Origin of the sequence: Oligoflexus sp. (assembly GCF_035638955.1) — a bacterium.
Classification (GTDB): domain Bacteria; phylum Bdellovibrionota_B; class Oligoflexia; order Oligoflexales; family Oligoflexaceae; genus Oligoflexus.
In genome coordinates this window covers 134,054-159,522 of sequence record NZ_DASQYZ010000221.1, presented here as the reverse complement: position 1 = coordinate 159,522, position 25,469 = coordinate 134,054, and the positions used below count along the sequence as shown (strand labels likewise).

Sequence of the window (25,469 nt, the reverse complement as noted above, 5' to 3'; positions counted from 1 at the left end):
TTCTGGGAGGAACCGCATGCGTCTCACGGCGTTCGTGATCATGAATCTGGCTCTGCTATCAGCCTGCAAAACCACTCGGGACAGCCGTCCCACTGCGGTTGCCCTGGATTCCCTGGAAAGTGAAGAAGAGCTGCCGGCCTGTGATGACATCACGGTCGGTCGCGTCTATTGGGTTCGCAGTGTCAATGATCAAAGGGTCTGCACGGAAGATGGGACCTGGCAGCCCCGGGGCATCGAGGTCGAGCGGAAGGATGATCCGGGCTTTGGGCCACGCAGCATCCCCGAAAAAAATTAAAGGCGCGTAACTTTTTTGCCCTTATCCTCACGGCTGCCACAACCCTGAGTCGCCGGACACGACGAGCAGGACCCGCAGGAGGATTTTTTGCGACGGCTTTGCCAAAGATAATAACCCGCGCCAATCACCGGGACAAAAACCAAATAATCCCAAGGCTGCATAAGGGCTCCTTCAGGCCAGGGCTTCCGTCAAACCGTGGGCCATCCACGCAAACATATAAGCCAGGGCCAAAAGATAAAAGAATCCAGCCGCTGTCATCCGCCAGGAACGTGTTTCCTTTTGCATGACGGCGAAAGTTGCAAAACACTGCGGAGCAAACACATACCAGACCAGGAGTGCGACCGCAGCAGCCAGCGTTAATTCATGAGACAGTATCGATGATAACGCCGTAATCTGCTGCTCATCAGCAATGGTATGATCGATCGCATAGACCATGCCCAGGGCACCCACCAAAACTTCGCGGGCGGCGAATCCCGGAATCAAAGCGACAACTATTTTCCAATTCCAACCGAGCGGAGCAAAGATGGGTTCAAGCCATTGCCCCATTTGACCCGCAAACGAATAATGAATGCTTGGCAAGGTCGCATTGTCAGGCGGCAGCGGAAAGGTCGACAGAAACCACAGGATGATGACCACCGACATGATGAAGGTACCCGCGCGCGTAAGAAACGCCAGGCCGCGATCATAAAGTCCACGGATGACGTTCAAGCTCGTGGGCCAACGATAGGTGGGCAGCTCCATTACAAAACTACTGGCACCACCGACCCAGCCAAACTTTTGAATCACCCACGCCACCATCAGAGCTGACGCGATGCCGCCGACATACAGAGCAAACAGCACAAATCCCTGCAGATTCAAGAAGCCAAAGATGTGCCGTTCAGGAATAAAGGCGCTGATTAATAGCGTATAAACCGGAAGCCTCGCCGAACAGGTCATCAGCGGCGTAATAAGAATCGTGACCCAACGCTCGCGGCGCGATCCCATGATGCGCGTTGACATGATACTGGGAATGGCACACGCAAAACCGGAAACCAGCGGCAACACTGAACGCCCATTCAGCCCCACCCCGCGCATGAGGCGATCCAGGAGGAAAGCCGCGCGTGCCATATATCCGGAATCTTCCAGGATGAGGAGGAAGAAAAACAGAATAAGAATCTGGGGCAGGAAGACGACCACCGCACCGACACCACTGATAAGACCATCGACGATCAGGCTTTTCAAAAGTCCATCCGGCAAAAATCCGCCGGCCCAGACACCGAGGTTCCCCATGCCGCCTTCAATCCAATCCTGAGGCAGGCTCGCCCACGAAAAAATGGCCTGAAAGATCAGAAGGAAAACCAACATCAAAGCGACCGGTCCCAACCATGGATGCAAAAGCCATCGATCGATGCGATCGGTCCATCCCGACCCGCGCTTCATGGCGTTGGGTTGGACCTTGCGCAGCAGATTATTCAAAAAATGAATGCGACCGACAGGTTCCTGCGGCAGGGACAGAGTTCGCGGTTGAATCGACTTCGCATGCACCTCATGAATCGTGTCCATCAGTTCCTGCAGACCGCGATTCTTTAAAGCACTGACCGCACGCACGGGAATGCCAAGCGCCTGCTCCAATTCTTTCAGATCCGGCATGGTGCCGAATTTTTCCGCCTGATCCACCATGCTGATAGCCAGAACCATCGGCTGGCCTAGGGCTATCACTTCCATCACCAGACGCAGGTGTAAACTCAGGTGATTGACATCGGCCACGCAGACCAGCACATCGGCCTGGATCGGATAGTGGCCTTCGCGTTGAATGATCTGCTTCGTCAGCAGCTCATCATCACTCTGCGGATTCAAACTATAGGTTCCTGGCAGATCGAGGATTTTTATAGCCGGGCCAAATTGTTTGCGGCTCAGGGCTTCTGCCCAGTCCACCGTTACGCCCGGATAGTTGGCAACCTTATGGTTCAGACCGGTCAGGGCATTAAATAAAGCCGTCTTGCCACAGTTGGGACTGCCAACCAGGACAAGCGTGGGAAGACTGGCTTGCGTTTCTGACATCGTGGGACTCAGCTTAAGGTTGAAGGAGAGAAACCTGAATGCCACGGGCGTCATCGCGTCGAACGGCGACTCTGGTATCGTGAATCATGACCAGGATGGGATCGCCTCCAAACGGAGCCTCAGCCAGAATTTCCAGAATGGCATCAGGAACAAAGCCGAATTCCCGCAAACGCTCGCCAGTGCCTTGTGACACAGGAGCTTGCAGGACTTTGGCTTTCTGGCCTTTTTTGAGTTCGCCGAGGGTCATGATTACCTCAATGTGTCTGCTCAGACATGTTGAGAAGGATTCTCATCATTAAGGTTTACCATAGTGATCGAAGTCAGGCTAGGCAAGGGCGGAAGTTCACGAAGCCGCAGGGAGACTGGTTTTCGGGTGGAAAAGTCGCATCCCGTCAACTTCGAGTATGTAACCCTCGCTCGTGCTGGTCACAGAAACGTTCTGGACACCCAGTCGGAAGCTACGTTCCTCACCCAGACCCAAAGCACTCAGATCGAAATCCACATAGGCACTGGTATCGAAGGTGACGCGCATGTGCTCGTCCTGGAATGCAATGGCACTGACTTTAAATTGCTGACGGGTCGAAGAACCCTGCAGTTTCTGTCCGACCTGGCGTGATTTGATATGCGCCAGCTCGCTCGGACCCGGTTCAGGGAACTCTTCCATCGGTTCATTGATGGGTTCGAGTTCTTCATCGGCCACGCTCAACGTATCCGCATCGGTATCGAGGGACTCATCATCCCCGAGGATTTCGAGTTCATCGTCACTGCTGATTTCTTCCAGCTCATCATCGACAGCCAGCGGCTCTTCCAGGGTGGCGTCATCAAGTTCAATGGCCTCAAGGTCGTCGTCCATGGCTTCGGGACTTTCCAAAAAGCTGAGCGCGGCTTCGCGATCACCGACATTGGAATCCGGGTCAGCTTTGGCAATCATGCGGCTCTCTTCATCGATCGAGGCCTGAAGCTTTTCTTCAAATTGGCTTTCTTCTTCATCGGAAAGGTCGGCGACATCCGCCGGCAGCTCCTCACCGAATTCATCATGCGTGGCCGCTACGGGAGCCGGTGCAGGCGCTTGAGCCACCAGAGTCGGTGCGGGCACGTCTTCTGGAGAAAGATCTTCATCCAATTCTGGAATACCTTCCAGATCTTCGTCCAGTGGAGTTTCCGCCAGGTCCATGCTGCTGTCATCAAGGTCGTCACCAAGGTCCGCGCTCAGGTCTTCCGGCAGATCGTCTTCCATGGAGATCGACTCGTCGAGTTCCATGTCCGAAGTTTCCGGCAGAGTTTCGACCACGTCATCAGCCACGTCGAGTTCCGGCGCATTCAGATCGATGTCATCTTCCGCGACGGCCGAAGTTGGATCGAGGCTCAACTCATCTTCCAGGGTATCATCAAGCAGACTGTCATCGTTAGACGACGTCACGCTGTCTTCGGTAAAATCAACGTCGTTCATGTCCAATGCAACATCATCGTTGCCAAGAGACAAGTCATCCTCAAGCGATCCATGGCCAGCTTTATCAATGGGGATTTCTTCAAGAGTCCCTTCATCGAACTGGTCATCGACAACACTCAAGTCATCTTCAACGGCCAGATCCATTTCCAGATCAGCGGCCGGCGTAGCATCTTCAAAATCTAGAATTTCATCATCCGCAGAGTCCGCAGTTTCCGTCTCCAACGACTCGTCGCTCAGCGACTCATCGGCGTCGAGTGACTCCATGTTCAACGATGCGTCGTCCAGAGATTCAGCATCCAGAGATTCGCCATCCAGAGACACGTCGTCGAGTGAGCTGTCCTCCATGATCGCCAGATCATCCAAGGATTCACCGCTGGCTTCCTTGGCAAAGGGATCTTCCCGCTGGGCCGCATCCTGACTATAAGGAGCCAGGGCCTGGACAAAATCCGTAACCCCGCAGCGTTCGATCACGTCATGCAGGGTTTCGCCGTCTTCCGCGAGGCTCTTATAAGCTTCAATCACAGCCTTCAGCCGCTTCGGCAATTCCTTCGGCGGTACGCCCTCGGCAAAATAGCTGGCAAATTCGGGCATTTGCTTGGTTTTTCCACCAAGACTGATGCGGTAACCGCTGGCATCGCCCACAACAGAAATATCCAGGGTATGGCAAGGCGTGCAGCAACGGGCACAACCGTTCACCCCAATTTTCAAAGATGCACTCAGCTGAATGCTCGCAATTTCCTTGGTAATCTCCATGGCCGTGGCCATAGCGGGCTGCTCATGTTCTTCACAGAGTTCGCCCAGGCAGGATACGGGTTGATGCAGACTATCTTGATAATGACGGAAGCCAAGACCCATGGCCCGCAATTGCTTGGCAACGTTCTCGACTTCGCTTTCTTTGACGAATAAGGCCAGCCTTTGATCTTCAGTCGCTTTGACGATCGCCAGCTCCTTGGAGCATAACTCGGCGATTTTCTTCAATTGGCTGGAATTATAGATACCGCCAGGCGCTTCCGTCGACAGCAGCACAGTTCCATTTTTGAGTCTAAACAGCTGGCTCATCTATCCCGTCCTGAGGGTATTATTACACTCTCGGCATTCCAGTTAAGTTTCGGCTGAGTGGGTTTTAACTTTAGCCGGCAGGTCATGAATGATCGGGACAAATATGGGGGAGGAGGTGGAAACCACGAATCTGCTTATAAAAAAACCCGCTTCGAGAGGAAGCGGGCTGTTCGTTTTCACGTTTCAACAATCAATTATGGAATTCGAGGAAATCCCGCAATCTCTGATTCATAAGCGACCTGGAGACCCAGAACATATCCGCCAGCTGACGGAGTAGATCAAACGAAGTATCGATGCGATCCACTTCGCGCCGCAGCATGTCGCCAGGTACCAAAAGGGCACCAGCGAAGATGTTGGACTGGATATCAAGAATCTCGGCCGGGCTGTTGGCAAACATGCCGGTATCAGGATACTGACTGGCTACCAGGTGTTTGAATAGCGTCTTGGCGGCAATAAAGCGAATGTAAGGCCGGGTTTCTGATTCGCGGCTGACGATGGTGCTCTTCAGATCGCGACCTTCGCCTTCATGACGAACGGTGAAGGGCTCTTCCTGCTCCACGCGAGTGGCCAGCTGGATGGCTGGGAACATGCGGAGGATCTCAGGTATATAAATAGGAGCTTCGGTGAAGCCACCATTATGAATGATATCTTCGGCCAGGCGGACCACAGCATAACGCTGGATATCGAAGACTTCTTCGAAGGCCGAGGTTTGACCCGAGGACTGCCACTTGCCTGGGTTCTTGAAGTATTCCTTTTTCAGGCTTTCCAGGGGCTTGCCGCTCAGAGTGAACTGGCCGTAGCCGCGGAATTCAAAGACCGCTTCATCCAGCGAGACCTTGCCCGAGGTGATGTCGATCAGCAGGGATTCATCGACGTTCAGATGATCCGCGATGCTGCGCAGCGTGCTCAGCGAGCGGATATTCTTCTTACCCTTTTTCCAGTGGCTGCAGTCGGCTGGATCGTAACCGAGGATGGCACCGACGTCCTGATCGATGACCTTGACGTTGCCGTCGTAACGTATCTCGAGCGCTTCTTTGCAGAATCTGAACAAGGTTGCCGAATGGGGGTAACGGTTTGCTTCAACCTTCTTCATCGACTCTCCCATTGCCAGGTATGAATAGCTTTCAGATGCTAAAGGTCGGTGACCCTTAAACTATCTTTTCGGTTTGGCGAATTGAACCTTCTCCCATTAGAAACGATTTTAGAATCCAGGTCAAGTGCTCCAGGTATGTATGACCATACCCAAAATCAGGGATGGGCTGCTTTCATGCGACGCGCGAAGGATTCCGGCACAAAAGCAGCAAAATCTCCGCGATGTTTGGCTATTTCACGCACCAGGGTCGAGGAGATAAAGGCGCGTTCCGGGGATGTCGGCAGAAAAACCGTTTGAATGTCGCTGGCCAGACAGCGGTTGGTGTGGGCCATCGGCAATTCAAACGCCAGGTCGGTTTCGTTCCGCAGGCCGCGAATCAGAAAACGCGCCCCTCGCTGACGGGCGAAGTCAACGACCAGACCTGAGAAGGCTTCGGCCTTGACCCTTTTGCTCTGGGCAAAGGTTTCCCGGAGCGCTTCCAGCCGCAGCTCGGTGCTGAGCAGCGGAACCTTGGTCGCACTCTGACCGATGGCAATGATCACCTCATCAAAAAGATCAAGCGACTGCTCGACGATCTGCTGGTGACCGATAGTGAAGGGATCGAAGCTCCCCGGAAAAATGGCGACTTTGCTGGATGTTTTCATGCCACGTTCTTTCTTTTGCTAAAGAAGCTCACCCCAATTTTACCATAGGCTTTTTGCTTGTGGAGATCCCACATTCCTTGCCCAGTGGGATCGAGCAGGGCAGGAATTTTTTCCAGGTCAGCGCTATCGCTTTCCACGACCAGCGTGCTGTCCTCGGCACCGAGTCGGTTCAGTTCAGAGACGAGTCGTGGCAGGAGTTCGCTGATGATGGCAAACGGCGGATCGATCCACAGGATATCAAAACCCTCGGTCGGGCACTGGGTGAGGGCCTGTTCTGCAGCCTTGCCCAGCACCTGAATCCCGACCGTGAGACCCTGGTTTTTCGCCCGTCTTTCCACTTCGGCAAGGTTGCGCTGCAGAGCTTTCAAGGCGGCTTTATCCTGTTCAACGAAAGTCGCCCGGCTCGCCCCGCGGCTCAGCGCTTCAATCCCGACCGCACCAGAGCCGGCGCAAATATCCAAAACCCGCGCGCCTGGGAGTCGCAACTGCAATGTATTCCAAATGGCGCTTCTCACCCGACTGGCGGTGGGACGAGTCACGGATGCAGGATTTTCGAGACGCATGCCCTGACAAAATCCAGACGATAGGCGAAGACTCATCGGGTGGGTTCCTTCCTTGCCACGCTTGACCTCGAAGTTGAACTGTATATTCCTAACGACTTACGGAGGGCAGCTTAGTGGGTTCCGCAGCCTCTGACAAGGCGCTGGAGCTGGGTTGAAATCATTTTTTCCCCAGGGGGTATTAAGGCTTGCAATTTGCTAGCGATTCACTAAAGTATCGCTACTTTAGGTCTCTTTTGGCGGGGAAAAGCGTATGAATATCCAGCAGATACAGGAAGCTCGCGAACTCTACGGCATCGACGGCTGGGGCGCCGGCTATTTTAGCATTGCTGACAACGGCAATGTCGTCTGCCACCCCACAGGTGAAGAACATCTGTTTATCGATTTGCCTGAAGCTATCAGCAAGGCCAAGTCGCTGGGCATTCATGCGCCAATGATCATGCGTTTTCCGCAGATTATTGAGAATCAGATCGCCCGTCTCCACACCGCGTTCAAGGATGCGATGTGGGAATACAACTATCAAGGAAGCCACCGCGCGGTGTTCCCCTTTAAGGTGAACCAACGCCGTGAATTTATCGACAGCATCGTGGAATGCGGCCTGAAGTATAACTATGGTTTGGAAGTTGGTTCCAAGCCCGAGTTTATCGCGGCCCTCGCCTACGATCTGAGCCCTGATGCTCTGTTTGTCTGTAACGGTTTCAAAGACCGCGAATTCATCGACCTCGGGTTCGTTGCCAACGCCATGGGCAAGAATGCGGTTCTGGTCGTCGAAGGACCGGATGAATTGCAGATGATCCTGGATCAAGCGAAGACCGATCCCAAACACTGTCCTTATATTGGTATCCGTGTGAAGCTTTACAGCCGCGGTTCCGGTAAATGGGCGAAGTCGTCCGGGGAATCGTCGAAATTTGGTCTGACCACCATTGAAGTGCTGCAGTGTCTGAAGATGCTGGACGAAGCCAACCTGCGCGATCGTCTGTATATGCTGCACTTCCACATTGGTTCCCAGGTGACCGAGATCAAGCGTATTAAAAACGCGATCAAGGAAGCCTCGCGCGTTTACGCCAAGGTCCACAAGATGAACTTCAAACCTGTGTGTTTGAACATCGGTGGCGGCGTGGGCGTGGACTATGACGGCAGTAAAACCTCGTTCGCGTCGAGCGCCAACTACTCCCTCCAGGAGCTGGCCAACGACGTGATCTACGAGATCGGCGAAGTGTGTAAGAACGAAGAGGTGCCAAGCCCCCAGATCGTGACCGAATCCGGTCGCGTGATCGCGGCCTATCACTCCATCGTGATTACGGACATTCGGGAAGTCCAAAGCACCGAAAGCTTTTCCGCGGTCGGTGAATACGACTTCTTTCCACAGGAAAAGAATGGTTCGCACAAGGGTCTGGCCGAGCTGAAGTACATCCTGGATAACGTCAACCGGAAGAACTTCGTCGAGTACTACCATGATGCGATCGAATACTATGAAGAGATGTTCACGCTCTTCAACCTGGGTTATGTGACCCTGCAGGATCGCGCGAATGCCGAGCAGCTGTTTTACCGCATCTGCCGTCGGGCCCTGTTCTTTTCGTCCTACGAAAAGCACCAGCCCGAAGAATTCGAGAACCTGCAGCAACGCATGGTGAGCAAGTTCCTGGCGAACTTCTCGATCTTCCAGTCCATCCCGGATTCCTGGTCGATCGATCAGCTGTTCCCCGTGATTCCTTTGTCGCACCATGAGAAGAAGCCGACGCACAAGGCCACGATCGTCGACATCACCTGCGATTCGGATGGTTGTTTGGAGAAATTCATCGACCGCCGCGACATGCGCAACGTGCTGGATCTGCACTCCCCCTCGGCGAAGCCCTACTACCTGGGCTTCTTCCTGGTGGGTGCTTATCAGGAGAGTTTGGCGAACGAACACAACCTCTTCGGAGCGATCAACGAAGCGGAAATCATCATGAAGAACGACGGTCGTTGGGAAATCACCAAAACGACCACCGGCGATCCGATTGAAGAACTTCTGACGAGTCGTAACTATGAGATGCCATTACTCTGGGAAAGCTTTTTCAAGCAGTTGAATACGGCCATGAGTAAGGATCTTCTCACCGAAGCTGAAGCCGAGGGAATCAAAGCCCGCTTGAAAGAATATCTGGAATCCTCGCCCTACCTCAAAGAAGGCAAATAATTCCAGAGAGTTAAAAATCTTACCGAGGTCGCCCTGTGCGACCTTTTCTTTTTTGCCTCAAGGAATCATGTTTCAATCCGATCCTGCTACTAGTGTTGTGCCAGCGATGGGATACTGAGAGGGATTTCATGGGGATTAGCATACAAATCGTCCAGAAAGATGGATGGGACCATGTGAACTATGCCGGGCCGATCGACGCCGAGGCGGAGGTTCATCTGAGTCAATTACTCCCCAAGCTGGGTAAACAAGTCGTCTTTAATTTCAAGAACGTGGATTCGGTCAATAGCTGCGGAGTTCGTAGCTGGATCAACTTCATGCGGGACCTGCAGAAGGATCAGCGGAGCATCATCTTCGAAGAGTGCACTGGTGAAATCGTCATGCAGATCAATATGATACCCAGTTTCAAGGGCAATGCGGATATCCGCTCAGTTTATGGTTGTTATGTTTGTGACGAATGTGGTCATGAAGAAGATATACTGTTTGAAGCTGGTAAAAATCTTCCCGAGAATCCGGATGCTGGTCTTGAACCTGTAAAGTGTTCCTCCTGTGGTGCCGACATGGAATTGGAAGAGATGGAAGAAGAGTATTTCGCGTTCCTGGCGGCTTAGAGAAGCGCAGGAATTGAAGTTGAAGAAGCGGTCCTAAAAAGGTGCGGGCATGTCAGAAGCGGTAAAAAGTTTAGACAACCTCGAAAGCATTACGACGGAATTTGCGCGTTTTGAGCATTTCGTCAAAGTACTGCTGGACGCCTACATGGTGATCGACGCCCAAGGTCGCGTTGTCAAAGCCAATCAGATGCTCGCGCAGGTGACGGGGCAGAAGCTCCGTCAGCTCCTGAAAGCGGACAGCCTTGATTCCATCATTAACTTCTCCCTGGATGGCAAGACCATCGGCTTCAAGGAACTCCTTGAATACGACAGTCCCATTCGGATCGATGAAGTTCGGGGTCATCTGGCAGGCAAACCTGAAAACGAGACCTTGAACCTGATCCTGGGCATTTATCCCTTTGTGCAGCAAAGCACGGGTCAGAAGCTGGGCTTCTTCCTCCTGTTACGCGACGTGACGGCAGAAACCAATCTGCAGGATCAGTATAAGGACAAGGCGATTCAGTCGATCACGGATCCACTGACCACCCTCTTTACACGCGCCTATTTCGAAGAATACCTGACCGGCCAGGTCTCCCGCATGGAAGCCCTGCCTGAGAATGAGCGTTATCATATCTCGGTCGTCATGTGTGACATCGACTTCTTTAAGAAGATCAACGATAAATATGGTCACCAGGCCGGTGACTATGTTTTGAAAAATGTCTCGCGCATCATGAAACAGACTTTCCGCAAGACTGACGTCTGCTGCCGTTACGGTGGTGAGGAATTTCTGGTGATTTTGCCCGCGGCAACCTTTGAAAATGCTGCCATCGCCGCGAACAAACTTCGTCAGGCCGTGCAGGATGAAGTCATGATTTTTGAAGAGAAGCACATTCCCACAACCTTGAGTTGCGGTGTGGCGACGATTCAAATCGGCAAGGAAACCTATTCCGAAGCCATGGCCCGCGCGGATGCTGCCCTTTACGACTCGAAACACCAGGGTCGAAACATGGTTTCACTCCACGACGGCGGCAAGATCATCAATACCGCTCGAACAGCAACCGGCTCCTGAACTGATCAGGACCTGCTCAGGTCCTGACCTCTGGAGCCGTCCGCCTATTCCATCATCAATGCATCGCAGCCGAGTCGCTTTTCAGCAGCTGTTCCGCCATCTCTTCCAGTTTCAAATTCAAAATCTGACCGCGCATCTGAAAATCGACCGCTTCATACTGATAGTCAGCCCAGTCGATCGGCAGATAAACGTCCTCATGTTCCTGAGTCAAATACTCTTCAAAATAAGTATCGATGTAATCGAGCAGGAAAAGCGCGGCTTCGCCCTTCTGCAGTTCCTCTTTTTCATAAAGAACGCGGGCTTCCACCGGGTAGTAGTAGCTCTTGTCATGATTCGAGAGAACGACTTTCACAAAGACGCCGCGGCCTTTGACTTCGGCTTCCACCTGAAAACCTCGACCCTTCAAAGCCATGGCATATTTTGATTCCATGGTTTTGGCCAGGGCATCGCAGTCTTCCTGGGTCAAAAATTCGGAATGATCGTTGGCTTCACTCATGTCGTTGGCACCTCACTCTGTGAATCATGGGACGAACGCTTGCCGCGAGGCAAAACGATCAGCCCATGCAATTCCTCATGGATCATATCAATGACGGCATCCAGGACTTCGTCCTGGCCCGAATGTTCGCCCACCCACCAGGCTTTTTGCTCGGCTTCGAGGCGGTGTCTCCACTCTTCCAAAATCCGTGGCACGTTGCTGTCCGTCCCGGCGTTACGGATGGCGTTCATCGCCCCTTCACGCAGGACAAGGTCGATGGACTGATTCAACGGCAGGCCGCTGAATGTGGCCGCATAAAGATAACCCATAATGGTCTGAAGATTACGCTCCAGTTGCAAAAATTCCCGCAGGTTGATGATCGGCGCAAACACGATGCGATTCTGATCCTGCATCATGCGCATCGGCACCATCGGGAAGCGATTGAACAGACCCTTCATGACCTCACCGGCCTGCAAACCCACGTGGGTCACCCAGTGGCGATCGAGTTCCAAAAGAATCTGGCCCCACTGCCTGGCGATATAGAAGCGGCGCATACGATCCGCACGCGGCCACCGCATCTCTTCAAGACGCTTGATCACCTCGCCGCGCAGCTGGTCCACCAGACTCAGGCCGACACGGAACAGCGTCCGCGTACTCTCGCCCCGCAGCACCCGAATGCCGGTTTCCAATTCACCTTGAGCGAGGTATTCAAGACCCAGGCTCAAAAGCGCCTTGCCCTGTTCCAGCAGGCGATTCAATCCCGCGATATCATCAGGACCAACCTGGGTCGAAGCACACAGTGCGTTCGCCAAGTACAAAAATCCCTGATGCATATTATAAAGCTCATCCACCGAGACATTCTGTTCACGCGCGGCCTGGAGTACAGCGTCCAAAAACAAACCGGAACCGCCCTGCACCGCGAGGCTGGTCAGGTCCATGGACCGGTCGCTCTCGGTCCACTTCTTCAGCAGATTCGACGGATCGATCGGCGCGAAAATGCTCAGACTTTCCTCGTAACTCACAAAACCTTCATCTTCCAAACGACCTTTACGGAAGCGGGCGACCTGAGCCAAGGCTTCACCTGGAGGTTGATGGCTGGCGTGACCGAGGACGGAATAGGCATAACGCATATTGTTTTCCCGGATCGATTCCATCAGCTCTTCAAGGAAAGCAATCTCCTCGGGATCTTCGCTCAGGATTTCGTAGAAGACGCGATTGCAAGGCATGCGATAGGCCGTTTCCGCAAGACTTTCTGGCAAATCGTAAGCATCTTCCACTTCATGCACGCGGAAAAATCCCTGCAGCGCGGCCAGCTGATACTCTTCATCAAGGTGAGCAAAGCGCTCGTAAAGCTGCTCGCGACTGATTTCGCCAAACGGCTTTAAAAAGTTAAAGAATTTTTTAGGAACCAACTCATCCTGCGACCACGCCTCGTAGTCGAGCATGCGTTCCACCTGCTCGGGACTGAGCAGGGGCAGGAGATCGAGGGCATCCTCAACTCCCTGCTGTTTCAAGGCATAGTAAAGCGCCTGGGTCGGCAATTCCGGCACAACTTCAGCAGCATCAGGATCGGCAAGGATCGCCTTAAGATCGATACCTGCTAAGAAACCCGAAGGTGGTCCTGGTTCCCAGGCTAAATTTTGATGTCCAGCATCGAGACTGGTAGCAACGAAGGAGTCAGAAAGTCGATTTTCCATGGGTAGGCTCCCCGGCAAAAGGTCAGGCTGGATCGGAAGGTTTTTCCGGTCAAACTTTGATCCTTACACCTGTTCCCCGGGAATGTCCATGTCTTGTTGGATCAGGAAAGCACCCCGATCACAACCAAAATCGCAATCAGAACGCCCATCAGACTCTCGCCGGCAATGAATCCGGAGCCTACGGGAATCACTGTCTTTTCTGCCAAGGTCGGTCGGCTCTTCTCGAGCCATAAGGCCACCAGGGCGCCAATGAACATGGCAATCGTGTTATAGGCCGGCATCGTAAAGGCCAGACCCAGGCCGGTAGGCGATGGAATATACTTTTTCCAGCGCGGCAGATAGCGTTCCAAAAGCACCAGAGCAATCCCAAGCAAACCGCCCACGAGCAGTGACATCTGAGCTGTGGGATGCAGGCTATTGAAGCCTTTCGCCAGAAGTTCGGCCACACTTTTCCAGGTTTGGGCCCCAGGTGCGGGCCACTTATCCGTGCCGAGCACATCGGCGGTTGGAATCAGAAGATGATAGGCCGGCACCACAAAGAGCGAGCCCGCGAGAACGCCTAAAAATTGGGCCCAGAACTGCTGTCTGGGATCCGCTTTCAGAATGTAACCACTTTTCAGATCCGTCAGCAAATCCGCGGAATGAAGCCCGACCCCGCCGGTGACGTTGGCCGTCATCAGGTTGGTCGTGACGTTGCCCACATCCAGCGCTCCAAATGTAATCTGCGTGATCTTGCCCAAGGCCCCCGTAGGCGTGGTATCGGTTTCACCGGTGGCTCGACAGGCAACGATGGCAATGAAAAAGCTCAGCATCACGGAAAGAACGCCCATCCAGATCTTAATGTCAAAGAGATACCATTCCAGAAACACGACGAAGGGAGCGATCACCAGAACGCCCATAAAAAACCAGCTCATGGGCACTTCCTTGGCGTCCTCGCCCTGACCGCCGAAAGCTGCTGACACGCTGCGCACCGCACGCACCACGGTTTTCCATTGGAAGGCAAAGGCCAAAAGCCCGCTGGTCAAGATCATGGCCGAACCAAACCAAACGCTCCAGCCAACGATCACCCGATAGCCAAGCTTGGCATCAATCACACCGTTTTCATAAAGCCAGGGCGCAAGGCCTCCATAATTGATCACAGCGCCGAGCATCATACTCCAGGCAGCGCGAAACCCCATGATCATGCCCGCGCCGATCAGGATTAAACTGCTTTCCATCGCAAACGTGTAATCCACCAAAGGCCGACCGGCTAACTTGCCAGGAAAAGTGAATTTGTCAGGTAAATTAAAGGGAATAAAGCGTCCGTGCGCATCACGAAGAAACGCGATGACAGCCCCAATCACACCGGCGATGGTCAGATAGCGCGCCTGCTTATTTTCTGCGCCCCCGTCATGATCATGCAGGGCCTGCAGAGTGGCTGCCGCCGCAGTTCCCGTGGGAAAGCGCAACTGCTCCACGTTGATCATCTGCTGTTTCATCGGGATCGCCATCACCACACCCAGCATCGCAATCACGCTGATCCAGAAAAACATCGGCCACGCGCCCATGGTTTCGCCGGTGATCATCATCAAAGCCGGGATGGCCGCCACCGTACCCCCACCGGTCATATAACCTGCGGCACTCGCCACCGATTGCATCGCATTATTTTCGAGCATGCCAAAGGCCGTGCGCACAATGCGAAGTCGCAAGAGGACAGAAAAGATCGCAAAGGCCAATATCCCGGCTGTGATGGAGACGCCCAGGCTCCAGCCGGTTTTGAGTGATACATAGAGATTGGATAGACTCATGAGCCCACCGAGCAACATGCCTGCAATGGCCGCGCGAAGGGTCAATTGACGTTGGGGTTCTGCATGTTGCATGGAAAAGCCTGCTCCGCCGATGGAAACGTGAACACGAAATCCTGACAGGACATGCCCTGGGGCGAAATCTTTATACCTGTTCAGGAAAGAACCTGAGGAATCTAGCCGTTTCGCGCGACCTGCACAAAAGAAATTTCATGCGTTTATTTTTTGAGCCAACCTTCGCCGATATCCAGTTTATTTTTACAGACCGCCAACTCTCACATCGGCTACTATGATGCAAACAACTCGAAGGAGAATGCTATGGTATTGAGACCACAAGGGTGGGCGCTGCTCGGCTGTATGGCGTCAGGCCTGCTTTTGAGCAACTGCGCTATCCAGAACTATCCCGGTCAACCTGGAGTCCGCACCAATGGTTTTGCTAAAATCGACATGGAAACAGTCGATGAAGTGGGCCTATGGGTCTATGAAGTGACTTACGATAATTCACCCACTGGCGATGGTGTGGAGCAGATCGTCACCAAACTTTACCCGAGTGCCTATACGTACACCTCCAACGTTCGCACCAATTCCGACGGCACCACGTATCGGCACAAGTTCCCTTATAAGGGCGGCAAGATCGAAATGATCTCGATCCCGAAGGATGGAACGATCATCCTGCCACCCGATAACCAGATTCAGTTAATGGTGGATTACGACCTCTCCATGGACGAGATCGATGATCGCAATCTGAGTGAGGAAGGTCTCTTCTCCCGTCCGCAGGCTTTGATCGAGCGTGTTGCCGAACAGACCCGTATGAAGTGGGACATTCTGCGCGCTGGTCAGTTTATGGGCGGCAAGCTGCACTATGCAATCAGTAAAGTGCGGCTGGGCAACGAGGAACTGGATTTTGGCCAGGCTCCCATCAAACTGTCCACCACCCTTTCGCAGACCGGCGTGCTTATGAATGTATCGGCCGAGCAGAAGCAGAAGATGCGCGCCTTCATCAATGAAAAATTCCCTAAAGGCTATCAGGGTGCTGTGGAAATGCTTCTGACCGATGGAACCAGCTTCAAAACGAAGCTCGGTCTTAACACCCTCGAGACAGCCAAGGCCGCCGGTAAAAAAATCGTCATTCAGACCATCAATTGAGGAGCCTTTTTATGATGCAACGATGGACCTTATTTCTGGTTTTGTGGGGATGGACAGCGGCTCTGCATGCTGAATCCTATATCATTCTCTTTAAAAGTCAGGCCACTCTCGTGGTGGGCAAGGATGCTCACAAACAACAAATGGTCAGCAAACGAGTCAGCAACAGTGAACGCATCGACAAGCTGCTCCAGGCTCTGGGCGTCAGCAAGGATACCGTAAAATATCAGGACCTCTGGCTGGTTTCCGCCGTGGAAATGCAGTTGAAATCAGCGGATCTGCCCCAGGTGCAAAAGCTGGATTTTGTCGAGCGCGTGGTTCCGAATCAGACCCGCAAGTACATTGCGCCTGTGACCCAGGAAGCCCCAGTGGTTATGGATCCAGGTTGGGGTCTACGCCGCCTGAATACAGAACAGATTCATACCGATTTTCCCGGCGTCAACGGCCAGGGTGTACGGGTGGGTGTGATCGATACGGGCATTCAAAGTCGACATCCGGAGTTTGAACAGAAGAATAAAGTGGTGTTCAAGGATTTCGTGAACGGCATCGCTTATGCTTACGATGACAATGGCCACGGCACCCATGTTTCGGGAACGATTGCCGGCGCCACCACCGGCATGGCGCCCAATGTGGATCTCTATGTGGCCAAAGCTTTCAGTGCCACCGGCAGTGCGAGTGACGCCTGGCTCCTGAACGCCATGCAGTGGATGTATGATCCTGATGGCAACCCTGAAACCGAAGACTTCCCCCATCTCGTCAGCAACTCATGGGGCCTCGACATCCCGTTCAACATCACGGATATCGCGGAATTTGAAGCCTTTCATCGCGCCATGATCGCTTGGGTTGATTCCGATATCATTCCGGTCTTTGCCGCTGGCAACAGCGGAACCTCACCCAACGGCATGCCCGGTGGTTTTCCTGAAGTGCTGTCCGTCGCTGCGATCGACGCAGGCAACAATGTCGCAGAATTCTCCAGCCGCGGTCCCAACTACTGGCGTATCAATAAGAATGTGTTGAATGTTTTCAAACCGGATTTGGCGGCACCAGGTGTGGATATCTATTCAGCCATGCCCGGCAATGGCTATGCTTACATGTCCGGCACATCGATGGCGACGCCGCATGCCGCAGGCAGTATTGCCCTGATCCTGCAGAATACGGGTCGTATGTCCCTGGCAGATCTGAAATCGCTCCTGCTCTATTCGATGGAACCCAAGTTTGATTTCGACTTTGGTTCGGGCATCATCAGTCCGCTGGCTGCCCTGCAGATGATGACAGAACCCAACCAGCGTAAACTTTCCCGCTAAGCATCCGGCCTGGATCCCAGGATCCAGGCTTCCCCTTACCAGCTGCTGCCGAGCCCCAAATAAAAGACGGACGTCAACGCCACATTTTTATCCATGAAGACATCCTGCAGCGCATCGACGTTGGTGCCCAGACTTAAATCAATATGCGGATAGAGAAACACACTGTGCAGCGACAGGCCGAACGTCAGGCCACCGACCGTTTGCTTTTCCTTGAAATCGCGGTCGCCATAAACGCTCAAGGCTCGATTGACGAGCAGCACTTCCGGCCCAGCCTGCCATTGCCAGCGGGTTTGAATGCCCGCCGCACGCCGCGAAAGCCAGCTGATTTCTTCATGCTTGCCGAGCGCCACGCTGATTTTTTGCGCACTGATGTCCTGATCGGTCGTATCGAGACTCAGGCCAGTCCCGTCGTCTTCAAGGTCGATGATAACGTCCTGACGTCGGGCCGCATACTGGGCCAGTTGCAGATGCAGGTTGAAATCCCGCCAGGCCTCATCCTTCTGATAGTTGATATGCCAGCCGGCCCAGGGTTTGGGCGACCAACGGTCTTTCAGATCACTGGCCAGAAACTGCATGGCCGTGGGACCAAACGTGATGTGATGGGTAGGTTGACTGACAAAGAGTTCAGAAAGCGAATAATCGCGGCCTTTTTCAAATTCCACGACGCGATCCAGAACCACCTTTTTGGTTACGGGGTCCATAATCACCAGCTGATGCTTGCCATCAGGAATCGGCACCGCACCCTGCTGCAGAGTTCCAATGGGGGACTTGTTGACGAACACTTCGTATTTTCGCAGGCTCCATTGCCAGGCATAAAGGATCGAAGCCCCGACCTTGGTGGATTTACCCGAGACAATCACGGGATCCTTGCCCACAAACTCCACTTTCGCGGTAGGATGCTGGCTGTTTTGCGTATAGGCAATCACGCGGTTGCTGGCATACTGATGGGCTTCCGACATCGATACGGCACCGTCACCATCCAAATCGGATTTAAAGCCTTCCAGAAGAAAATACGTGTAAACACCATGCCCGAGCTTTTCACTCTCACGCGCTTCCTCGGCCCAGGCACTGGCGGTGTATATTGCGGCACTCTCGACCACATTATCCGGCGGCTCCTGCATCGCGCCAGCTTTTTGCTGAGCCAGGATACTCATGATCTGCGGCGTAAGATAGGCCTTCCCACCCCCGGCATAGCAGGAGTCGATGATGAGAGCCTTGCGACGGGAACGCAATTTTTGGAAACGACTCAGCAGTTCATCGATGCCCAAAGCGGTGTCTTCAGGATCATTGAATTTGGTATCACCCATCACCAGGAACTTTCGTAGGCCGAGCCCACCGCTTTCAGGACGGGGGCCGCTGGCGAGCGTGCCGTGTCCGGAAAAATAAATAACGATGGTATCGTTCTCGCTGCGGTTTTCCTTTTCAAGCTGGGCGATCGCATCCAGAACGCTGCGTCGCGTCACAGCCTGGCCTGTGCTTTGGGGTGTCAGCAGCCAGCCGCCGTCGAAGTTATTTTTCAAGGACTGATAAACAGACGCCGCATCCTTCTCCACGTACTTCAGATTCGGCCAGCGTTGATCTTCAAAATTGCCGACACCGATGGCCAGAACCAGTTTCTGTTCCTTGACCTTATCCTGGGCAAAGGTGACCCGCGGCAGAATGCCGAGCATGATAAAAGCGAGACATGACCAGAATTGACGCAAGACTTAGACTCCCTCAGAACGTGGTTCATGGCCCTCTTCGGCCGGATGCAGACGACTTGATGATAACATAGGGTCGGTCGACAAGGGCTCGATCAAAGGGGCTGCTGTCTCAGGACGAAGAGGCACAGCCAGATGCTGCATTTTGCTTTGAAAATAGAGCGGACCGAAGATCCAGGACGGCCATTGGCGCCAGCCTTGTTCAGGAAATTCGCGGGTTAGCAGGCGGAGCATGAACACGGCCCACAGCAGATGCAAAATGGGGATCACCGCCAGCAATGGCCAGGGGGCCTCCTGAAAGGTTGACGGATCAATCAGCACCTGGATGCCGCGACTGGCCAGGGCAGCGGCAAAGATGCCGAGCGACAGCCACATGAGGGACCGGGGTGCGATACTGCGCCCCGTACGCCGCATCCGACGATCGGCATCGGCATACCAGAATAAAGCAAAAGCCCCACTGCTCAGAATCAGCATGATGGTCATGAAATAGAGGGACCGATACGGCCATAGCATGCGCCCATCCACCCAATCATCGCTCTGCAAATGCCAGCCAATCGCCACGAGGAACAAAATAAAAAGTCCCAGGATCTGCGGAAAGGCTACCGTAAATCGTTCCCATACCGAAGGCGAGCCCTTGGGCTTGTAGCTCACATACCGCCCCAGTTCCTGCTGAACCAACTCTACGTCCTGCAGATACTCGGCCAGATCACTGACGTTCACATGATCCTGGAGGCTTTCCCATTCATGGGCAAAGCTCATGACACCATCCTGAAAAGTCTGGTTCATGTGATAGCGAAAACCAGCGTTCAGGATCTCAAGCTCAGCAGAAGGCATCGACCAATCGGATGGAATCTCAATCGTCTGCCGATGCGTGATCTGCAGGGGATGCATCTGCGCCACAGCATGGGTACGCTTCACCTTATGCGGCTGCGTAAGGTACTGCGCTATATAAGCCGCTGCTGACACATCCAATCGCCAGGTGCCGTCTTCGGAGGAACGCCATAAACCAGGAATGGCGTAACGCTCCTCAACCGTCAGTTCATTGGTGAAACGATCATCGCGAAACACAGGATCCTGCTGGATTTGAGCTTCGGGATACATTTTTTTAATGGAATTGGCCAGACTATCGCTCAGCACCACAGAACCCTGGGACGCGAGCTCGGTTCGCATTTTCTCGGCCTGCCATCCCGAAAATTTGCTGCGAATGGTGAGCACCAAAGGTTCATTCAAATCCTGCGCTGCATAGTGTTCGCTATATTCGATGCGGCCCAAGGGTGTGAGTTTGGAATCCTGTTTCAGCAGTTCTTTCGAACCGGGGCGGAGCGGAAGGCCCTGATACAGACCCGCATAATCTCGCGTTTCCAATTTGAAACCCTGATGCTGCATGGTGCCATCCACCCAATAGACGATGTCCGTCTCGGGATGTTTCACACCTACAATCACATGATTGAAGGCCAACGGTGTCGGCGGAATTTTATCCAGTTCCTGACCGCCTTCACTGCGAACCAGGATGGGGAAAGCCTCGTAACCGAGCTTTTGAATGAGCCGCGACAGCAGCAAAGTCTTATCCTTGCAATCGCCGAATCGGCGTCGCAAGACCTCATCCGGTTGCCTTGGGACAATGGAACCAGAGCCTAGTTCGATCCCCACATAGCGAATGTCATCCTGAACAAAACGAATCGCTTCCTCAATCCGTGCCTTGGGCTCGCGCACACGCTCGCGAATACGCTGAGCCATATCTTCCACGGCCAACTCACTGGCTGCATTCACCTGATAAAAAGGCAAGGCCCAGCGAGCCACCTCTTCCCAACTTTGCCAGCTGCTGAACGCAAAGCTATCCATCGGATCCATCCACGCGGGGATTTGATCTTCTTCCAGATGAGGCTGCAGTTTGCGCCCTGTCCATTGCGTGATCAGCTGCGAACCTTCTACACGTTGCTGGACGGCAATATCCGACCGAGTGACCTTCCACTGCAGCGGCGCATCCAGAGGCCATATTTGACGAACGTGAGCTTCCAGCACGGGAACGTTCCAGTTCAAATCATGGCGGCCGCTGAATTTTTTTCCAAGCAAAGGTTGCTGACCGGTCAGCGTATAGGCGAAGTCCACGATGTCACCGACGCGCAGATCATGCAGAAGGTAGGAGGCGGTGAGCGTGCCATCAAAAATCTGTCGTTCACTGTCCTTTTCACGACGGATCATTTCAAAATCACCTGGCTTCACAGGGATGACAGCCGTGGTCTGGTCACGCTTGATTTTGATGTGATGAACGATCACCTTTTCAAAGCCGGGATCAAATTCGGCCATGATCTGACTCAACTCATCGAGCCCAGCCGGATTATTAATGCGACCCACCAGCCGAAAATAAGCTTGGGGAACCGTACCCACAAAGGAATCCTGACGATCCACCAGCAGGTAAGTCACCGGACCATCAAAATCAGATACCGATGCTGACGTTGCATCGTGGGTTTGCACCCAGCCTGGAACCGGGCCTACCGTCAAGGTTTGAGCCGACGTTTCTGAAACCCATCCGAGCCAAATGATCCATACAAGCCAAAGATAAGGCCATCGCATAAGGGTTCCTTGCCAAACAAGACCTTGAATTATCCGCCCCAGAGTTTCAGCAAAGGCAGGGCACACGCAGTTCCAAGAAAATAAACGGAGCCGGCCAATTCAACAAGACCAAACAGCTCATCTGCCCAGGTCAGACGCTTTTCCTGGTCCTGAATCCCGCTCAAAAGCCAATCCTCAAGAACCTGGATCTGCTCATCATGTCCATCGCGTCCCATGATTTGTCCACGCTCGTGGATTTTGATCCAGGTTTCATGCCAGGGTCCACCCTGACTTTGGCCTAGAAACGCTCGGGTGAACTGGACCCGCAGTTCCGTAGAATCCGCCAGGGGATGAGCTTTCAGGCGTTGTAACCAAAGTGAGAGAATAAGGCTATCACCGATTATCAGCAGCATGGCCGGTGGGTTGTCAGCCAGGCGTAAAAACCAGGTACCATCCAGGATAAGACTGGCCAAAAGCCCCAGACCCGCGGCCAGTCCTAATCGCAAAGCCGCCCCATAGCCCACGCGACGGCGTTCTGCGTCGGCCCGATCCAGGGTTCTTATCCATGTCAAAAGAGTGCGTATAGCCTGAGGCTGCAGGCGCCCCGTCCGCAACTGCGCGCTAAAAAGGGTCATCAGCGGCGTCAGGACCTCGGTATCCAATGCATACTGTCGTGCTTCCAGGCACCGAAGCACACGCTGAGTTTCTTCAAACCAAGCCCGCAATCCCTGGGTTCCGCGCCAGCGATGAAGGATGAAACAATGCAAAATGATGAGACCCAGAAGTGCATTCATGGAAAAGACGACTAACCGTTTCATTCCATGTCTTCCAGGGACATGAGATGCTTCGGTTAGGATACGTAAGAAAAGCCAAGAAGATCCGTCACTTGAAGGACGGATCGGCTGGATAGGGTCTAGGGTCGGCCGTTGAGCAGGTGCTTCAAAGCCTGTTCTGTCGCTTCCAGGGCATGTTCAAGGTCGGGCAGGCTGGACTCGATTTGGTTGAAACTTTCTTCGTTGGCCGCGATTTCAATGGTCCCAAAGATCCCAGCCAGTCGATTGTAACCGGCATCCAGACACGATCCACGCGCGGTATGAGCTTTGCTGTTGAGGAGTTTTTTGTCGCGCTCAGCAATATGACTTTTCAGAAAGAATGTCGTTTGGCGTGCCGTCTCAAGGCATCCTGACAGCAAGTCGTCGACAAAAGGGCTTTCTTCTGTGTCGTATTTTCTAAGTTCGTCGATGCGCTCCAATGCAATAATCCTGTTATCCATAACTTACCTCACTGCATCCCACTAATTTTCCAGACTTATCGCATTTCCCGTCGAGTTAAAAGGACAAATTCATACCTTTTCATCAAATCGATCGCCGCCTTATTGAAATCTGCGAGAAAAGACCGATAAACAAGGCAGCTTCCGGTCTTAAGCGAAGGGACGAATCATGGTGCAAGAAGACCTCAAAATCAAAAATTCCATCCTGGTGGTGGACAACAGTTCGGATACCCTCAAACTGGTTGACGGCGTGCTGTCCGCGCGAGGCCATAAAGTGCTAACGGCTAGCCAGCCCAGCACGGCCATCCGCCTCTTCCATGAGCATCCTGAGCTGAAACTCATCCTCCTGGACATTGATCTTGAATCAGACACCAATGGCATCGCTCTGGCCAAACGATTTCAGGAAGAGCGCGGTTCGCGTGAGTTCGCCATGGCCTTTATCAGTGGCAAGCGTGTCGACCAAAGCTTTTTGGATGCTGCCCTGCGCATTGGCGTCGGCACCTTCATTCCCAAGCCCGTTCAACTGGACAAACTTATCACCAAAGTGGAAGACCTGCTCGGCATGTCCTGTGACACGCTGGATCTCAGCCGCAAGCTGGTCTGTGATTTCGCCTGCGAACTGGTCCACGTTAATATTTTGCCTGTTATGAAAATCGTTCAGGTGACGCCCGCAAGCTTTCTCGTTCGCTCGTCCGCCAACTTCCTCAAGGATTCCGTCCTGCATATCCTCTGCCAGGGTCTCGAGCCGCATTTAACGGAACGCTATTTCACCGTCAAAGTTCTGCGCAGCAAACCGACCCGCAAGGACGGCGACCCGTTGCCTTATATCGTTCGCACTCTTCTGATCGAACCCAATTATCAGGTACGCCTGGCTCTGGATTCTCTCTTTGCCAATCAGACTCCACCCGCTGGTTTCCAGGAATCAGCATAAGAGGCTCGTATGTTCAGGTTCCTCATGGTCTTCGCATGGATGTGGGCGGGCGTGGCAGGAGCGGACACTTCCATTTTTCACAAGATATCGGTGCTCCGCTTCGCCCAGGAAGAGATGGTTACGATTCAGGGCGGAACTCTGGATCTCACCCACCTTGGAAATCGGGAATACTTTCATGTGAACGGGAACATCCAGTTCATTCCCAACGAGTTCGTGGAAGCCCGGTACATGGACGAGGCCGCTTTTCAACAGCTGCTCGTCGAGAAAAAAGCCATCGAGACGCCGTTACGCCTGAAAACAAACCCCGATAACATGAAAGGGACCGACGCCACCTATGAAGATCGTTGGCCGGAGCGTGGAGGTCCATAGGCAGGAGTAGGAGTTGAAGGGCGTATCCATGTTTCCCGGATAGGCCCTTTCTTCTTAAAGGGCAGGCTTGACCTGATTGACGACCAGGACCACGCGACGGGTCTGCACAGCCTGAATCACCTTAAAATAGCCGCGGACTTCCACGGAGCGATCCAGAGCAAATTCACCGGTCAGGCCGTAGCTTTGCAAATCGATTTCGATCTTCAGTCCATTGGCCATGCGCAGCTGATAACCGGTAGACTCGCCGCCGATCCCAAACGCGCTTTCCAGCGTGCCCTTCCTGAAGGACATGGGCTGCACATCCTTGGCAATCAAACGCATATCACCGTCACTCGATTGGGTCCAAAGACCGCTGACCCGGACGTCCTTGCCTTCTGCAAACTGCCAGTACAGATCATTGGTGACCAGGTCGACAGTGACGGTCGGTCGCGAACCATAATAAATCTTAATGCCTGTGCCGGTGGCGGACCCGGTGGACACGAAGTTGCCCTCGAACTCCACGGTCAATGGGTCTACCTGGGATTGCGCAGCTGAGGAGAGAAGCAAAAGGCCGAAGAGGATTTTACGGAGAAAATTCATAACATGGACTCCTGGGAAAGTATGGGTACCGCAGACAGCGGCTTTTGATGCTCTTGTTTTATGGGTTAGCTGGAGGGACAACAAGGAAAGCTGGGGGACATCAAGGGACATTGGTGGCATCATGAGCCCTGGCGAGCAGGCTCAAGGTTTTTAGCCATCATACTCACGGCTCACGTTCCAGGCGAGGGGGTATGCGCACAATTTCACCCAACACAGAATAGCGCTTGGGTCTGCTGTGACTATGGGAGCTGCAAGTACAAGCTTTCTAGAAGCGCATGTTCAGTTTCCATGCGATCTCAGCATGAGCCCTCACCCAAATAATGCGGTCAGATGGCAACCGGGCGAAGAAAGCTACTTGAAGACTTCCACTTAGGTCTCCGATTCCCAATCTTTAAGCCGAATTTTCTTCTTTCCGAAATTTTTTTTAACGGGTGGTTTTTTGCCGACTGTATGAATCATGACTCCGGTCAAAAGATTATAGTCCGTTTTTTCGAAGTCGGCGTCTCCTGAAGATACGGCAAAGTTCTCTTCAGTCTTGCCGATCAAAAACCAGTCATTGTCCTGGAATCGAAAGCGAAGATTGTAGCTCCATCTCCAGTTGCTGTCTCCAGCAAAGGAAACGAGGAAGGAAACGAGGAAGGACCCTCTATTGATCGAAAGACCCGACCATGGATCTCCCATGACTCCACCT

General features: G+C 53.3%; 24 protein-coding genes. 8 read left to right on the top strand and 16 right to left on the bottom strand.

The genetic code is table 11. From position 1 onward, the window contains the following. Window positions 1-16 precede the first annotated feature (16 nt). Window positions 17-295 carry a hypothetical protein gene (locus tag VE954_RS20885; protein WP_324956364.1) on the top strand — a complete coding sequence of 93 codons (279 nt, stop codon included), beginning with the start codon at window positions 17-19 and terminating at the stop codon, window positions 293-295. Here VE954_RS20885 and VE954_RS20880 read toward each other — a convergent pair. The 7 genes from VE954_RS20880 to rsmD all read right to left on the bottom strand — a co-directional run bounded on the left by VE954_RS20880 (window position 292) and on the right by rsmD (window position 7,180). Next, the gene (locus VE954_RS20880; protein ID WP_324956362.1) at window positions 292-456 is read right to left on the bottom strand and encodes a FeoB-associated Cys-rich membrane protein; all 165 of its coding nucleotides are present in this window, start codon (window positions 454-456) and stop codon (window positions 292-294) included. The two genes, VE954_RS20885 and VE954_RS20880, sit on opposite strands and share 4 nt — an antisense overlap. 10 nt (window positions 457-466) lie before the next feature. Further along, complete coding sequence (gene feoB / locus VE954_RS20875) at window positions 467-2,335, bottom strand: ferrous iron transporter B (RefSeq protein WP_324956360.1); 1,869 nt, start codon at window positions 2,333-2,335, stop codon at window positions 467-469. Between the two features lie 13 nt (window positions 2,336-2,348). Beyond that, entirely contained in the window at window positions 2,349-2,582 is a 234-nt protein-coding gene (locus VE954_RS20870; protein WP_324956358.1) for a FeoA family protein, read from the bottom strand. A gap of 96 nt (window positions 2,583-2,678) precedes the next feature. Beyond that, window positions 2,679-4,844: a hypothetical protein gene (locus VE954_RS20865; RefSeq protein ID WP_324956356.1), complete on the bottom strand. Its 2,166-nt coding sequence runs from the start codon at window positions 4,842-4,844 to the stop codon at window positions 2,679-2,681. A 190-nt stretch (window positions 4,845-5,034) separates the two neighbouring features. Continuing rightward, a complete protein-coding gene (locus VE954_RS20860; protein ID WP_324956354.1) occupies window positions 5,035-5,937 on the bottom strand; it encodes an ImmA/IrrE family metallo-endopeptidase in 903 nt (300 codons plus the stop codon). Window positions 5,938-6,092: 155 nt separating this feature from the next. After that, window positions 6,093-6,581: a pantetheine-phosphate adenylyltransferase gene (gene coaD, locus VE954_RS20855; RefSeq protein WP_324956352.1), complete on the bottom strand. Its 489-nt coding sequence runs from the start codon at window positions 6,579-6,581 to the stop codon at window positions 6,093-6,095. Continuing rightward, complete coding sequence (gene rsmD, locus VE954_RS20850; RefSeq protein ID WP_324956350.1) at window positions 6,578-7,180, bottom strand: 16S rRNA (guanine(966)-N(2))-methyltransferase RsmD; 603 nt, start codon at window positions 7,178-7,180, stop codon at window positions 6,578-6,580. The genes coaD and rsmD overlap by 4 nt, the downstream gene beginning before the upstream one ends. 214 nt (window positions 7,181-7,394) lie before the next feature. Here rsmD and speA point away from each other — a divergent pair, with 214 nt between their 5' ends. From speA to VE954_RS20835, 3 genes are all read left to right on the top strand, one after another. Next, entirely contained in the window at window positions 7,395-9,317 is a 1,923-nt protein-coding gene (gene speA / locus VE954_RS20845) for a biosynthetic arginine decarboxylase (protein ID WP_324956348.1), read from the top strand. A 128-nt stretch (window positions 9,318-9,445) separates the two neighbouring features. Continuing rightward, on the top strand, window positions 9,446-9,925 hold the full coding sequence (locus tag VE954_RS20840; RefSeq protein WP_324956346.1) for a hypothetical protein: 480 nt from the start codon (window positions 9,446-9,448) through the stop codon (window positions 9,923-9,925). 49 nt (window positions 9,926-9,974) lie between these two features. Beyond that, the gene (locus tag VE954_RS20835; protein WP_324956344.1) at window positions 9,975-10,973 is read left to right on the top strand and encodes a diguanylate cyclase; all 999 of its coding nucleotides are present in this window, start codon (window positions 9,975-9,977) and stop codon (window positions 10,971-10,973) included. Window positions 10,974-11,028: 55 nt separating this feature from the next. On the opposite strand, the gene VE954_RS20830 is transcribed toward VE954_RS20835, so the two are convergent. The 3 genes from VE954_RS20830 to VE954_RS20820 form a co-directional block, all read right to left on the bottom strand. Then, window positions 11,029-11,469: a hypothetical protein gene (locus tag VE954_RS20830; protein WP_324956342.1), complete on the bottom strand. Its 441-nt coding sequence runs from the start codon at window positions 11,467-11,469 to the stop codon at window positions 11,029-11,031. Continuing rightward, window positions 11,466-13,145: a DUF6178 family protein gene (locus VE954_RS20825; protein WP_324956341.1), complete on the bottom strand. Its 1,680-nt coding sequence runs from the start codon at window positions 13,143-13,145 to the stop codon at window positions 11,466-11,468. The genes VE954_RS20830 and VE954_RS20825 overlap by 4 nt, the downstream gene beginning before the upstream one ends. A gap of 101 nt (window positions 13,146-13,246) precedes the next feature. Next, complete coding sequence (locus VE954_RS20820; protein ID WP_324956339.1) at window positions 13,247-15,004, bottom strand: OPT family oligopeptide transporter; 1,758 nt, start codon at window positions 15,002-15,004, stop codon at window positions 13,247-13,249. 243 nt (window positions 15,005-15,247) lie between these two features. Between VE954_RS20820 and VE954_RS20815 the strand changes: the two genes are divergently transcribed. Both VE954_RS20815 and VE954_RS20810 read left to right on the top strand, forming a co-directional pair. Further along, on the top strand, window positions 15,248-16,075 hold the full coding sequence (locus tag VE954_RS20815) for a hypothetical protein (RefSeq protein WP_324956337.1): 828 nt from the start codon (window positions 15,248-15,250) through the stop codon (window positions 16,073-16,075). 11 nt (window positions 16,076-16,086) lie between these two features. Next, window positions 16,087-17,376, top strand: coding sequence for a S8 family peptidase (locus VE954_RS20810; RefSeq protein ID WP_324956335.1), 1,290 nt, complete (start codon window positions 16,087-16,089; stop codon window positions 17,374-17,376). A gap of 35 nt (window positions 17,377-17,411) precedes the next feature. Here the strand turns inward: VE954_RS20810 and VE954_RS20805 are convergent, their stop codons facing one another. From VE954_RS20805 to VE954_RS20790, 4 genes are all read right to left on the bottom strand, one after another. Then, window positions 17,412-19,079, bottom strand: a complete 1,668-nt coding sequence (locus VE954_RS20805) for a caspase family protein (RefSeq protein ID WP_324956333.1) — start codon at window positions 19,077-19,079, stop codon at window positions 17,412-17,414. A gap of 3 nt (window positions 19,080-19,082) precedes the next feature. Beyond that, complete coding sequence (locus VE954_RS20800; RefSeq protein ID WP_324956331.1) at window positions 19,083-21,650, bottom strand: DUF3857 domain-containing protein; 2,568 nt, start codon at window positions 21,648-21,650, stop codon at window positions 19,083-19,085. Between the two features lie 29 nt (window positions 21,651-21,679). Beyond that, the gene (locus VE954_RS20795) at window positions 21,680-22,447 is read right to left on the bottom strand and encodes a hypothetical protein (RefSeq protein ID WP_324956329.1); all 768 of its coding nucleotides are present in this window, start codon (window positions 22,445-22,447) and stop codon (window positions 21,680-21,682) included. 95 nt (window positions 22,448-22,542) lie between these two features. Beyond that, on the bottom strand, window positions 22,543-22,902 hold the full coding sequence (locus VE954_RS20790) for a hypothetical protein (protein WP_324956327.1): 360 nt from the start codon (window positions 22,900-22,902) through the stop codon (window positions 22,543-22,545). A 166-nt stretch (window positions 22,903-23,068) separates the two neighbouring features. Between VE954_RS20790 and VE954_RS20785 the strand changes: the two genes are divergently transcribed. Next, window positions 23,069-23,830, top strand: a complete 762-nt coding sequence (locus tag VE954_RS20785; RefSeq protein ID WP_324956325.1) for a response regulator — start codon at window positions 23,069-23,071, stop codon at window positions 23,828-23,830. Window positions 23,831-23,839: 9 nt separating this feature from the next. Further along, complete coding sequence (locus VE954_RS20780) at window positions 23,840-24,199, top strand: hypothetical protein (RefSeq protein WP_324956323.1); 360 nt, start codon at window positions 23,840-23,842, stop codon at window positions 24,197-24,199. 54 nt (window positions 24,200-24,253) lie between these two features. Here the strand turns inward: VE954_RS20780 and VE954_RS20775 are convergent, their stop codons facing one another. Next, the gene (locus VE954_RS20775) at window positions 24,254-24,778 is read right to left on the bottom strand and encodes a hypothetical protein (RefSeq protein ID WP_324956320.1); all 525 of its coding nucleotides are present in this window, start codon (window positions 24,776-24,778) and stop codon (window positions 24,254-24,256) included. A gap of 369 nt (window positions 24,779-25,147) precedes the next feature. Next, window positions 25,148-25,459, bottom strand: coding sequence for a hypothetical protein (locus tag VE954_RS20770; protein WP_324956318.1), 312 nt, complete (start codon window positions 25,457-25,459; stop codon window positions 25,148-25,150). Between the last annotated feature and the right edge of the window lie 10 nt (window positions 25,460-25,469).